This is a genomic window from Pantoea dispersa, from assembly GCF_035783935.1.
GTDB lineage: Bacteria > Pseudomonadota > Gammaproteobacteria > Enterobacterales > Enterobacteriaceae > Pantoea > Pantoea dispersa_C.
On sequence record NZ_JALKOV010000003.1, the window covers coordinates 81,801 to 94,975 of the forward strand.

General features: G+C 55.5%; 8 protein-coding genes. 2 read left to right on the forward strand and 6 right to left on the reverse strand.

Annotated elements, in window-relative coordinates; all coding sequences use genetic code 11:
• Window positions 1–27: 27 nt before the first annotated feature.
• Both yacL and acnB read right to left on the reverse strand, forming a co-directional pair.
• Entirely contained in the window at window positions 28–390 is a 363-nt protein-coding gene (yacL, locus tag MXF20_RS07565) for a protein YacL (protein WP_325968581.1), read from the reverse strand.
• A 168-nt stretch (window positions 391–558) separates the two neighbouring features.
• Window positions 559–3,156, reverse strand: coding sequence for a bifunctional aconitate hydratase 2/2-methylisocitrate dehydratase (gene acnB / locus MXF20_RS07570; RefSeq protein ID WP_325968583.1), 2,598 nt, complete (start codon window positions 3,154–3,156; stop codon window positions 559–561).
• A 766-nt stretch (window positions 3,157–3,922) separates the two neighbouring features.
• Here acnB and MXF20_RS07575 point away from each other — a divergent pair.
• Window positions 3,923–4,069, forward strand: coding sequence for a Hok/Gef family protein (locus MXF20_RS07575; RefSeq protein ID WP_021314460.1), 147 nt, complete (start codon window positions 3,923–3,925; stop codon window positions 4,067–4,069).
• A 150-nt stretch (window positions 4,070–4,219) separates the two neighbouring features.
• Here the strand turns inward: MXF20_RS07575 and lpdA are convergent, their stop codons facing one another.
• From lpdA to pdhR, 4 genes are all read right to left on the reverse strand, one after another.
• The gene (gene lpdA / locus MXF20_RS07580) at window positions 4,220–5,644 is read right to left on the reverse strand and encodes a dihydrolipoyl dehydrogenase (protein ID WP_021507536.1); all 1,425 of its coding nucleotides are present in this window, start codon (window positions 5,642–5,644) and stop codon (window positions 4,220–4,222) included.
• A 174-nt stretch (window positions 5,645–5,818) separates the two neighbouring features.
• Window positions 5,819–7,711: a pyruvate dehydrogenase complex dihydrolipoyllysine-residue acetyltransferase gene (gene aceF / locus MXF20_RS07585; RefSeq protein WP_325968584.1), complete on the reverse strand. Its 1,893-nt coding sequence runs from the start codon at window positions 7,709–7,711 to the stop codon at window positions 5,819–5,821.
• A 14-nt stretch (window positions 7,712–7,725) separates the two neighbouring features.
• Window positions 7,726–10,392 carry a pyruvate dehydrogenase (acetyl-transferring), homodimeric type gene (gene aceE, locus MXF20_RS07590; protein ID WP_325968586.1) on the reverse strand — a complete coding sequence of 889 codons (2,667 nt, stop codon included), beginning with the start codon at window positions 10,390–10,392 and terminating at the stop codon, window positions 7,726–7,728.
• 126 nt (window positions 10,393–10,518) lie between these two features.
• A complete protein-coding gene (pdhR, locus tag MXF20_RS07595) occupies window positions 10,519–11,283 on the reverse strand; it encodes a pyruvate dehydrogenase complex transcriptional repressor PdhR (protein WP_021507539.1) in 765 nt (254 codons plus the stop codon).
• Between the two features lie 512 nt (window positions 11,284–11,795).
• Between pdhR and aroP the strand changes: the two genes are divergently transcribed.
• Window positions 11,796–13,151 carry an aromatic amino acid transporter AroP gene (aroP, locus tag MXF20_RS07600; protein ID WP_325968587.1) on the forward strand — a complete coding sequence of 452 codons (1,356 nt, stop codon included), beginning with the start codon at window positions 11,796–11,798 and terminating at the stop codon, window positions 13,149–13,151.
• Window positions 13,152–13,175: the final 24 nt, after the last annotated feature.

A 13,175-nucleotide genomic window follows, 5' to 3' on the forward strand; every position in this document is an offset into this window, starting at 1 on the left:
GTTGTGGCGCCCGGCTGCGGGCGCCCGTCAGCGCCCCGCCATGAAATGCCGGTATGCGGCAATCACCGCCAGAAAATCCTCCACGCCGCAGAACGACAGGCTCTCTTCGTCATAATAGGTCATGCCCTCTTCGAGTCCGTCATCCTCGATCGCCAACTGATTGGCGCGGATCATCACTTCTTCCTCATCCAGCCACAGCGTATATTCGTGCCCGATACGCTGCCACTGCTGCTGCGTGCCTTTAACTGCACGCACCGCGGCTTCGACCTCATCCAGCAGCGCGAGATTCTCTTTTACCTCTTCATTGAACCAGTGCCCCACCGCTTCGTGGTCCATCGACATGCGCACCCGGACCTGACCGGTCACGTCACGCAGAAATTCATATTCCATGTTGGCCTCATACCAGTGGCGCGCCAGTCGGCGCGCTTTCGTGCATTTTGTGCGCTGCGCGCGCAAGAAAGTGGGATCGCGCTCGCATTATGCCTGGAGACGGCGAGGGAAAAAAGCGCATAAAAAAAGGGACGATGCGCTCGTCCCTTTTTCATCTTCAGGCGTAATTTACACCGCGGTCTGGAAAATCACTCCGTCCGCTTTTTCGGTGTACTGGCCCAGCTGGTCGAAGTTCAGGTAGCGATAGGTGTCGGCAGCGGTTTTATCCACCTGCACCATAAACTGCTGATACTCGTCCGGCGTGGGCAGTTTACCCAGCAGGGAAGCGACCGCAGCCAGTTCGGCTGACGCCAGGAACACGTTAGCACCGGTGCCGAGACGGTTCGGGAAGTTACGGGTCGAGGTGGAAACCACCGTCGCACCGTCCTGCACGCGCGCCTGGTTACCCATGCACAGTGAACAGCCCGGAATCTCGATACGCGCACCGCTCTTACCAAAGACGCTGTAGTAGCCCTCTTCAGTCAGCTGCGCAGCATCCATCTTGGTTGGCGGCGCCACCCACAGACGGGTCGGCAGTTGGCCTTTGTGCGCGTCCAGCAGTTTACCCGCCGCACGGAAGTGGCCGATGTTGGTCATGCACGAACCGATGAACACTTCGTCGATCTTCTCGCCCTGCACGTCAGACAACCAGCGCGCGTCGTCCGGATCGTTTGGCGCACACAGGATTGGCTCTTTGATGTCTGCCAGATCGATTTCGATCACTGCCGCGTATTCGGCATCGGCATCGGCTTCCAGCAGTTGCGGATCGGCCAGCCATTTTTCCATGCCCTGAATACGGCGCTCCAGCGTACGACGGTCGCCGTAGCCTTCGGAGATCATCCACTTCAGCAGCACGATGTTGGAGTTCAGATACTCGATAATCGGCTCTTTATCCAGCTTGATGGTGCAACCTGCCGCAGAACGCTCTGCTGAGGCATCGGTCAGCTCAAACGCCTGCTCAACTTTCAGCTGCGGCAGACCTTCGATTTCCAGTACGCGACCAGAGAAGATGTTTTTCTTGCCCTTCTTCTCAACGGTCAGCAGGCCCTGCTTGATGGCGTACAGCGGAATGGCGTGCACCAGATCGCGCAGCGTGATGCCTGGCTGCATTTCACCTTTAAAGCGCACCAGCACCGATTCCGGCATATCCAGTGGCATTACGCCGGTCGCTGCGGCAAACGCCACCAGACCCGAACCGGCCGGGAAGGAGATGCCGATCGGGAAGCGGGTATGCGAGTCACCGCCGGTGCCGACGGTATCCGGCAGCAGCATACGGTTCAGCCAGCTGTGAATCACGCCATCGCCCGGACGCAGCGAGACACCGCCACGGTTCATAATGAAGTCCGGCAGCGTGTGGTGCGTGGTGACGTCAACCGGCTTCGGATAAGCAGCAGTGTGACAGAAGGACTGCATCACCAGATCGGAGGAGAAGCCCAGACACGCCAGGTCTTTCAGTTCATCACGGGTCATTGGACCGGTGGTATCCTGGGAGCCGACCGAGGTCATTTTCGGTTCACAGTAGGCGCCAGGACGGATGCCTTCCACGCCGCAGGCGCGTCCCACCATTTTCTGTGCCAGCGAGTAACCGCGGCTGCTTTCAGCCACATCTTTGGCTTGCACGAACACATCGCTGTGCGGCAGGCCCAGTGACTCACGCGCTTTGGTGGTCAGGCCGCGACCGATAATCAGTGGAATACGGCCGCCGGCACGCACTTCATCCAGCAGCACGTCGGTTTTCAGCGCAAAGGTCGCCAGCAGTTCGTTGGTCTCGTGATTGCGCACTTCACCCTTGTAAGGATAAACATCAATCACATCGCCCATGTTCAGGCGATCAACGTCGAGTTCGATCGGCAGCGCGCCGGCATCTTCCATGGTGTTGAAGAAGATCGGTGCGATTTTACCGCCGAGGCACAGACCGCCACCCTTTTTGTTCGGCACGTATGGAATGTCATCACCCATAAACCACAGCACCGAGTTGGTGGCGGATTTGCGTGAAGAACCGGTACCGACCACGTCACCAACGTAGGTCAGCGGGAAGCCTTTCTGCTGCAGTGCTTCAATCTGTTTGATCGGGCCAACGTTGCCAGCATCGTCGGGTTCGATGCCGTCACGTGGGTTTTTCAGCATCGCCAGCGCGTGCAGTGGAATATCCGGGCGTGACCATGCATCCGGCGCCGGAGACAGGTCGTCGGTGTTGGTTTCGCCGGTCACTTTGAACACGGTGGTGGTGATTTTTTCTGCCAGCTTAGGACGCTTAAGGAACCATTCAGCATCAGCCCAGGACTGGAGGATTTTCTTCGCGTGGGGATTACCCGCTTTGGCTTTCTCTTCGACGTCGTAGAAGTTATCGAACATCAGCAGCGTGTGGGACAGTGCTTCAGCGGCAATCGGTGCCAGAGCGTCATCGTCAAGCGCTTCGATCAGCGCATGGATGTTATAGCCGCCCTGCATGGTGCCCAGCAGTTCGACTGCTTTTTCGCGAGTAACCAGAGGAGAGTGGGCTTCGCCCTTTGTGATAGCTGCCAGGAATCCGGCTTTTACATACGCCGCTTCATCAACGCCCGGCGGGACACGGTTGACCAGCAGGTCAGTCAGGAATTCTTCTTCACCCGCTGGCGGGTTTTTCAGCAGTTCAACCAGCGCGGCCATCTGGGAAGCATCTAACGGCTTAGGTACGATTCCCTGGGCAGCACGCTCGGCAACGTGCTTACGGTATTCTTCTAGCACGACGTTCTCCTCGCTCTCATTGTATAGCTTTCCGGTGCACCTGTTGATGCTGTCAAACAGTAGGGTGAGGTGCCCGGTTCTGCGTCGGCCAGCATAGCAGGATTTCGGCTGATTGTTAATCTGTTTACAAAAAAGCAACATCCGCGCGTTATTTAGCAGATTTGTCTGTGGTTTGCGTCAGGAGAGAGGCCAGAGCGGCCGTGACAGTGGCTGTTCGCGCAAATGCCGATAGCCCGTTGACCCAGGCTTTAGCGCGTAATGTGTTGCATCCGGCCTTCATACAGCAGATCCATAACCTGCAAAACCGTTTCAGGGGAGTTCGTTCACTTTTGGTTATGTACTGATGCGCGTGCACCAAACGGCTGCCCTTCAGCTTGCCGCACACGTTTTCCTGAGGAAAAATTAATACTACATCATCTAATAAATATTGCACGTGATGCCTTGCACATATTTAATTAAATATCAGCGCAATGCCGGTTTAAATGAGTCGTTAAATTTAACCACTCAATTAAAATACACCCTTAAAAAAATAAGCGAGATTAAAAAAAGCGATAAAAAATAAAAGAGGAAATGGAAAATAAATAGCGTAGACTGCCTGCGGGCGCTTGAGGCTATCTGCCTTGAGATCTGCAAAAGAAATTGAGGTGGATGGTGGAAGGTGAACCGTGCGATTAATTTTCATTAACCGCACGGGTGAGCCACTACCCTACACCCAGACAGTGTCAGGGTAGTAGCTTGCTCGTGCTAATGCAAGGAGTAAGTGATTATGAAGGTGAAATTCAGCACGCTGATTATCAGCGGGCTCATCCTGTTAGGTTTATGCCTGGCAAATCGCAGTTCACTGTGTGAATTACGATTGCGGATATTTGCGGCTGAATTATCGGCTGTCATGGCTTACGAAGCACAACAGTAAACTTCAATAGCGGAGGGTTTCCTCCGCTATTCCGGCATCGTTTAACGTGTTGCTCCTGCGCCCGTTTTTATCTATTCAACTTACGTATTAAATTAATAAAAAAAACGGCTCCTTAAAGGAGCCGTTAATTAACCTAAGCCGCGAGCGAACTTATTTCTTTTTCGCTTTTGGATTTGGCAGGTCAGTAATGCTACCTTCAAACACTTCCGCCGCCAGGCCAACCGATTCGTGCAGGGTTGGGTGCGCGTGGATGGTCAGCGCGATATCTTCGGCATCACAACCCATCTCGATAGCCAGACCGATTTCACCCAGCAGCTCGCCGCCGTTGGTGCCGACAATCGCGCCGCCGATAACACGGTGCGTCTCTTTGTCGAAGATCAGCTTGGTCATACCGTCTGCGCAGTCAGAAGCGATAGCACGGCCCGATGCCGCCCACGGGAAGGTGGACACTTCGTAGCTGATGCCTTTCTCTTTGGCTTCTTTCTCGGTCAGACCTACCCAGGCCACTTCTGGCTCGGTGTAAGCGATAGAAGGGATCACTTTCGGGTCGAAGTAGTGCTTCAGGCCAGAAATCACCTCTGCCGCCACGTGACCTTCGTGCACGCCTTTGTGCGCCAGCATTGGCTGACCGACGATGTCACCGATAGCATAGATGTGTGGCACGTTGGTGCGCATCTGCTTGTCGACGCGGATAAAGCCGCGATCGTCCACTTCCACGCCTGCTTTACCGGCATCCAGACCTTTACCGTTCGGCACACGGCCAATCGCCACCAGCACGGCGTCGTAACGCTGTGGTTCGGCTGGCGCTTTTTTACCTTCCATGGATACGTAGATACCGTCGTCTTTCGCTTCTACCGCGGTGACTTTGGTTTCCAGCATCAGGTTGAATTTTTTGCTGATACGCTTGGTGAACACTTTCACCACGTCTTTATCGGCGGCCGGGATCACCTGGTCAAACATTTCGACCACGTCGATCTCTGAACCCAGCGCATGGTAAACGGTACCCATCTCCAGACCGATGATGCCACCGCCCATAACCAGCAGACGCTTCGGAACTTCTTTCAGCTCCAGCGCATCGGTAGAATCCCACACGCGCGGATCGTTATGCGGAATGAAAGGCAGTTCAATTGGACGCGAGCCTGCAGCGATGATGGCGTTGTCGAAGTTGATGGTGGTTGCGCCACCTTCACCTTCTACCACCAGCGTATTGGCACCGGTGAATTTACCCAGACCGTTCACCACTTTCACTTTACGGCCTTTCGCCATGCCAGCCAGACCACCGGTCAGCTGCGTGATGACTTTCTCTTTCCAGGTACGAATCTTGTTAATGTCAGTCTGCGGCTGGCCAAACACAATACCGTGCTCTTCCAGAGCCTTCGCTTCTTCGATGACTTTCGCCACGTGCAGCAGCGCTTTTGACGGGATACAGCCGACGTTCAGACAGACACCGCCGAGGGTGCTGTAGCGCTCTACCAGTACGGTTTCCAGACCTAAATCAGCGCAACGGAAGGCTGCAGAGTAACCTGCAGGACCTGCCCCAAGTACCACGACTTGAGTTTTAATCTCTGTACTCATCATGACCTCTTGTTAGATTGCCGGCGGTCAAAAGCGACCCTTTCCCAGGCTCTTGATGCCCTATATCCACCGGGACATTTCACCGCGAGAGTTTACAGAATTGTTAACAAACTGCCAACCGCGGCAACTCCGAATGCTTACAACAAGGCCGGCATTTGCCGGCCTTGATTAACGTCACATCACCAGACGGCGAATATCAGACAGCATATTGTTGATGATGGTGATAAAGCGCGCACCATCCGCACCGTCGATTACGCGGTGGTCGAACGAGAGCGAAATCGGCATCATCAGGCGTGGAGCGAACTCTTTGCCATTCCACACCGGCTCCATCGCCGACTTGGACACCCCGAGGATAGCCACTTCCGGCGCGTTAACAATTGGCGCGAAGTGCGTGGTGCCGAGGCCGCCAAGGCTGGAGATGGTGAAACAGCCGCCCTGCATATCGCTGGCGGTCAGCTTGCCATCACGCGCTTTCTTCGACGTTGCCATCAGCTCACGCGACAGTTCAGTGATGCCTTTCTTGTTCACGTCTTTGAACACCGGAACCACCAGACCGTTTGGCGTATCGACCGCCACACCGATGTTGATGTATTTTTTCAGCGTCAGTTTCTGGCCATCTTCCGACAGCGAGCTGTTGAAACGTGGCATCTGCTCCAGCGCCGCCGCAACCGCTTTCATGATGAACACCACCGGGGTGAACTTCACGTCCAGCTTGCGCTTCTCGGCTTCCGCATTCTGCTGCTTACGGAACGCTTCCAGATCGGTGATATCGGTTTTGTCGAAGTGAGTCACATGCGGAATCATTACCCAGTTACGGCTCAGGTTCGCACCCGAGATTTTCTGGATACGGCCCAGTTCCACTTCTTCGATTTCACCAAACTTGCTGAAGTCCACTTTCGGCCATGGCAGCATGCCCGGAATACCGCCGCCTGCTGCGGCAGCCGGTGCCGCTTCAGCGCGTTTCACCGCGTCTTTCACATAAGCCTGCACATCCTCTTTCAGGATGCGACCTTTACGGCCGGTGCCTTTGACTTTCGCCAGGTTAACACCGAACTCGCGCGCCAGGCGACGAATCACCGGCGTGGCGTGCACGTAAGCGTCGTTTTCAGCAAATTCGCTCTTCGCCTCGGCTTTCGCCGCCGCTGGCGCAGCTGCTGCAGCCGGTTTGGCTTCTGCGGCTGGTGCGGCTTCCTGTTTTGCTGCCGGTGCCGCAGCAGCCGGCGCAGCGCCTTCTACTTCGAACACCATGATAAGCGAACCGGTGCTCACTTTATCGCCGGTAGCCACTTTCAGCGCTTTGACGGTACCGGCAAACGGTGCCGGAACTTCCATTGACGCTTTATCGCCTTCCACCACGATCAGTGACTGCTCAGCCTCAACTTTATCGCCTACTTTGACCAGGACTTCGGTGACTTCCACTTCGTCGCCGCCGATATCCGGGACGTTAACGTCTTTGGCACCCGCTGCCGCGGCTGGCGCAGAGGCCGCCGCTTCTTTCACTGCCGGTTTGGCAGCCGCTGCTGGCGCCGCACCTTCGGTTTCAAAGATCATGATCAGTGAACCGGTGTTCACCTTGTCGCCCGTGGCGATTTTGATCTCTTTCACCACACCGGCAAACGGTGCAGGCACTTCCATGGACGCTTTGTCGCCTTCGACGGTGATCAGCGATTGCTCTGCCGCCACGTTGTCGCCCACTTTAACCAGGATTTCGGTGACTTCTACTTCGTCGCCGCCGATATCCGGGACGTTCACGTCTTTCGCTTCGCTGGCGGCGGCGGCCGCAGGTGCGGCTTCCGCTGGCTTCTCTTCGGCGGCTGGTGCTGCCGCGGCAGCACCTTCAGCGTCGAAAATCATGATCAGCGAACCGGTATTCACTTTGTCACCGGTGGCGATTTTGATCTCTTTAACCACGCCGGCCTGCGGCGAAGGCACTTCCATCGAGGCTTTATCGCCTTCCACGGTGATCAGCGACTGTTCGGCTTCCACCTTGTCGCCCACCTTGACCAGAATTTCGGTGACTTCAACTTCGTCTGACCCGATATCCGGTACGTTAATTTCGATAGCCATTACTCTCTTACCTCTTAAGCCAGACGCGGGTTAACTTTATCGGCATCGATGTTGAATTTGGTAATGGCATCCGCCACCACTTTCTTCTCGATTTCGCCGCGTTTAGCCAGTTCACCCAGCGCTGCCACCACGACATATGACGCATCCACTTCGAAGTGGTGACGCAGGTTTTCGCGGCTGTCGGAACGGCCGAAACCATCGGTGCCCAGTACGCGATAATCGCTGGCTGGCACGTAGCTGCGAACCTGCTCTGCGAACAGCTTCATGTAGTCGGTCGATGCCACCGCCGGTGCGTCGTTCATCACCTGAGCGATGTACGGTACGCGTGGCGTTTCCGTTGGGTGCAGCATGTTCCAGCGCTCACAATCCTGGCCGTCGCGCGCCAGCTCGGTGAACGAGGTCACGCTGTAGACGTCAGAACCGATGCCGTAATCCTTCGCCAGGATCTGTGCCGCTTCGCGCACGTGACGCAGGATAGAACCTGAGCCCAGCAGCTGCACTTTACCTTTGCTGCCTTCTACCGTCTCCAGCTTGTAGATACCCTTACGGATACCCTCTTCCGCACCCTGCGGCATGGCAGGCATGTGGTAGTTTTCGTTCAGCGTGGTGATGTAGTAGTAAATATTTTCCTGCGCTTCGCCGTACATACGTACCAGACCGTCATGCATGATGACTGCCACTTCGTACGCGTAAGACGGATCGTAAGAGATACAGTTCGGGATAGTCAGCGACTGAATGTGGCTGTGACCATCTTCGTGCTGCAGACCTTCACCGTTCAGCGTGGTACGGCCGGAAGTACCGCCCACCAGGAAGCCGCGCGCCTGCTGATCGCCCGCCAGCCACATCAGATCGCCGATGCGCTGGAAGCCAAACATCGAGTAGTAGATGTAGAACGGAATCATCGGCAGGTTGTTGGTGCTGTAAGAGGTCGCCGCCGCCAGCCAGGAAGAACCTGCGCCCAGCTCGTTGATCCCTTCCTGCAGAATCTGGCCTTTCTCGTCTTCTTTGTAGTAAGCAACCTGCTCACGGTCCTGCGGCGTATACTGCTGGCCGTTCGGGCTGTAGATACCAATCTGACGGAACAGACCTTCCATACCAAAGGTACGCGCTTCGTCCGCGAGGATCGGCACCAGACGATCTTTGATCGACTTGTTCTTCAGCATCACGTTCAGCGCACGTACGAAGGCGATGGTGGTAGAGATCTCTTTGCTCTGCTCTTCCAGCAGCGCACTGAACTCTTCCAGCGCCGGCATTTCCAGCTTTTCGCTGAACTCAGCCTGACGGGTTGGCAGGTAGCCACCCAGCTTCTCACGCTGTCCGTGCAGGTAGTTGTACTCTTCTGAGCCTTTTTCGAAGGTCACATACGGCAGCTGTTCGATTTTGTCGTCAGCCACTGGCACGTTGAAGCGATCGCGGATGTAGCGAACGCCATCCATGTTCATCTTCTTGACCTGGTGCGCGATGTTTTTACCTTCAGCGGTGTCACCCATACCATAACCTTTAATGGTATGCGCCAGAATCAGCGTTGGCTGGCCTTTGGTTTCCTGCGCTTTCTTCAGTGCCGCGTAGACTTTCTTCGGATCGTGACCACCACGGTTCAGGGCGAAGATCTCTTCGTCTGACCAGTCTTTCACCAGCGCCGCCGTCTCCGGATATTTACCGAAGAAGTGCTCACGGACGTAGGCACCGTCGCGCGATTTGAAGGTCTGGTAGTCGCCGTCAACGGTTTCGTTCATCAGCTGAATCAGCTTGCCGCTGGTGTCTTTCTTCAGCAGCTCATCCCAGCGTCCGCCCCAGATCACTTTGATCACGTTCCAGCCGGCACCGGCAAAAATGCCTTCCAGCTCGTTGATGATCTTGCCGTTACCGGTGACCGGACCGTCGAGACGCTGCAGGTTACAGTTGATGATGAACACCAGGTTATCCAGTTTCTCACGGGTAGCGATAGTGATCGCCCCTTTGGATTCCGGCTCATCCATCTCACCGTCGCCGAGGAAGGCATAAACGGTTTGCTTAGAGGTATCTTTCAGGCCGCGGTGTTCCAGATATTTCAGGAACTTCGCCTGATAGATGGCGTTCAGTGGGCCAAGGCCCATCGACACGGTCGGGAACTGCCAGAAGTCCGGCATCAGTTTTGGATGCGGATAGGAAGAGAGACCGTTGCCGTGGACTTCCTGACGGAAGTTGTTCATCTGCTCTTCGGTCAGGCGTCCTTCAAGGAACGCACGCGAGTAGATGCCTGGAGAAATGTGGCCCTGGAAATAGACCAGATCGCCGCCATCCTGCTCGCTACGCGCGCGGAAGAAGTGGTTGAAGCACACTTCATAAATGGTGGCAGAAGACTGGAAAGACGACAGGTGACCACCCAGCTCCAGATCTTTCTTCGACGCACGCAGAACCGACATAATGGCGTTCCAGCGGATTGCGGAACGGATACGACGTTCAAGAGAGGTGTTACCCGGATACTCCGGCTCATCTTCGACCGCAATGGAGTTGATGTAGTTGCTGACGGCATTGCCGCCCGCTGCCACTTTCACACCGCCTTTGCGTGCAGCACTCAGCACCTGATCAATCAGATACTGTGCGCGCTCAACACCTTCTTCACGGATGACCGATTCGATCGCCTGTAGCCAGTCACGAGTTTCGATCGGATCCACGTCATTCTGTAAACGTTCTGACATGGGGTGTATTCCTTATCTGTGTCTAATACGTTGAATTATCAGGAGCCTGTCTGCTTGTGCTTTGCTTCGGATTCACAGCACAAGAAGACAGGCCCGTCGTTTATGTCGCACGTTCATTGCCGTGCGTTATTCCTTACGTTGCTGTAAACGACGCAGGGAGCGTTCACGACGGCTCTGCTCCCGACTTCTGTCCAGCAAGATTTCCTCAATGAACGCCAGGTGACGATGGGATGCCTCGCGTGCTTGTTCTGGCTCACGAGCCACAATCGCCTCAAAGATACTGGCGCGGTGACCGCTCACTTTCGCCAGCATTTCGCGGCGAGCGTAGAGCAATTCGAAATTCTGACGGACGTTCTGTTCCAGCATCGGTCCCATGGAACGCAGCAAATGCAGCAGCACCACATTATGGGCGGCTTCTGTGACAGCAATCTGATACTTCATCACCGCATCGGCTTCGGCATCCAAATCGCCGCTGTCCTGCGCCTGCTGGATATTGACGTGGCAGTCGCGAATGCGCTGCAGGTCTTCGTCGGTGCCGCGCAGCGCAGCATAATAGGCGGCAACGCCTTCCAGCGCATGGCGGGTTTCCAGCAGATCAAACTGGGATTCCGGATGTTCGGCAAGCAGACCGACCAGCGGGTCGCTCAGGCTCTGCCAGAGATTCTGCTGCACGAAAGTGCCACCGCCCTGACGGCGCAGCAGCAGGCCTTTGGCTTCAAGGCTTTGGATCGCTTCACGCAGCGATGGACGTGAGACATCAAACTGTTTGGCCAGTTCACGCTCGGGAAGCAGTTTTTCACCCGGCTGGAGCGTCCCTTCCATAATCAGGGATTCCAGCTGCTGCTCTATTGCATCGGAGAGCTTGGGTTGGCGAATTTTACTGTAAGCCATCATCCCTTCTTATGAGCCAAACGTCCGGAGTAAATTGGTAATACCAATTGAAAAATGGTGCCGGTAAAGTAACAAAGTATTCACCTTGTGTCTATATGGCCCCCCTCACACTTTCACAGCAGATACCGGTTACTGCGCGCTAACTTACCGGGATCTGGCAGAAAATAGCCCTGGCGCGGCAAATGTTAACAGATTTCACTTTTACCAAACCTTACACTGCGTTAGCGCCGTCAGCGACAGACAGCCATAAGCGAATGCTATTCGTGTTTAAGCGTTATTCATGGCAGAAATAGCGCAAGGGAAGCGCAGAGGATGCTGCTGCTTTTTCAGCCATCTCTCAGCACAAAAAGCAAAAGCAGGTGCAAAGCGTCGCGCTTATCACTATTCTGGTCGCCAGGGTAGCGCAGGCTTACACACAGCCCGTCAGATACCGTAAAGAAAAACGTACACAGATAAAACAGCCTTACAGTGCGCGCACTGCAGGTGCACAATAACAACATCATGAGGTTTGTATGGAACAACAGCATGGCGAAACGCTGCATCGCGGCCTGAAAAATCGCCATATTCAGCTGATTGCGCTGGGCGGTGCCGTCGGTACCGGTCTGTTTCTGGGCAGCGCATCCGTAATTAAATCGGCCGGTCCGGCCGTGATTCTCGGCTATGCCATCGCCGGTTTTATTGCCTTCCTGATCATGCGTCAGCTCGGCGAAATGGTGGTGGAAGAGCCGGTTGCCGGCAGCTTTAGCCACTTCGCCTATAAATACTGGGGCAACTTTGCCGGCTTCGCCTCCGGCTGGAACTACTGGGTGCTGTATGTGCTGGTGGCGATGGCCGAACTGACTGCGGTCGGCAAGTATATTCAGTTCTGGTGGCCGGACTTTCCTACCTGGGCTACTGCGGCCATCTTCTTTGTGGTGATCAACGCCATCAACCTGACCAACGTAAAAGTGTTCGGTGAGATGGAGTTCTGGTTCGCGATCATTAAAGTGGTGGCGGTCATCGGTATGATCCTGTTCGGCGGCTGGCTGCTGTTCAGCGGCAATGGCGGCCCGCAGGCCAGCGTCAGCAATCTGTGGAACCAGGGCGGCTTCCTGCCGCACGGCGCCAGCGGACTGGTGATGATGATGGCAATCATCATGTTCTCCTTCGGCGGCCTCGAACTGGTCGGTATCACCGCTGCAGAAGCCGACAACCCGCAGGAGAGCATCCCTAAAGCCACCAACCAGGTGCTGTGGCGTATTCTGATTTTCTACATCGGCTCACTGGCCGTGCTGCTTTCGCTGATGCCGTGGACGCGCGTCACCGAAGAGACCAGCCCGTTTGTACTGATCTTCCATGAACTGGGTGATGCGCTGGTAGCCAATGCGCTCAACGTGGTGATCCTGACCGCCGCGCTGTCGGTGTACAACAGCTGCGTTTACTGTAACAGCCGCATGCTGTTTGGCCTCGCGCAGCAGGGTAATGCACCGAAAGCACTGCTGAAAGTAGACCGCCGCGGCGTGCCGGTCGCCACCATTCTGGTGTCAGCGGTCGCCACCGCGCTGTGCGTGCTGATCAACTACCTGATGCCAGGTGAAGCCTTCGGTCTGCTGATGTCGCTGGTGGTTTCCGCGCTGGTCATCAACTGGGCGATGATTAGCCTCGCGCATCTGAAATTCCGTAAGAAGAAAGATCAGCAGGGCGTGACCACCCGTTTCAAAGCGGTGCTCTATCCGCTGGGTAACTGGATCTGCCTGGTGTTCCTGGCAGCCATCCTGGTCATCATGCTCATGACGCCGGGCATGGCGATTTCAGTGTGGCTGATTCCGGTATGGCTGGTGATTCTGGCCGTCGGCTATGCCATTAAAAATCGGGCCCAGAAAGCCTGATGTTTCACCGGGCCCGGCACGCTG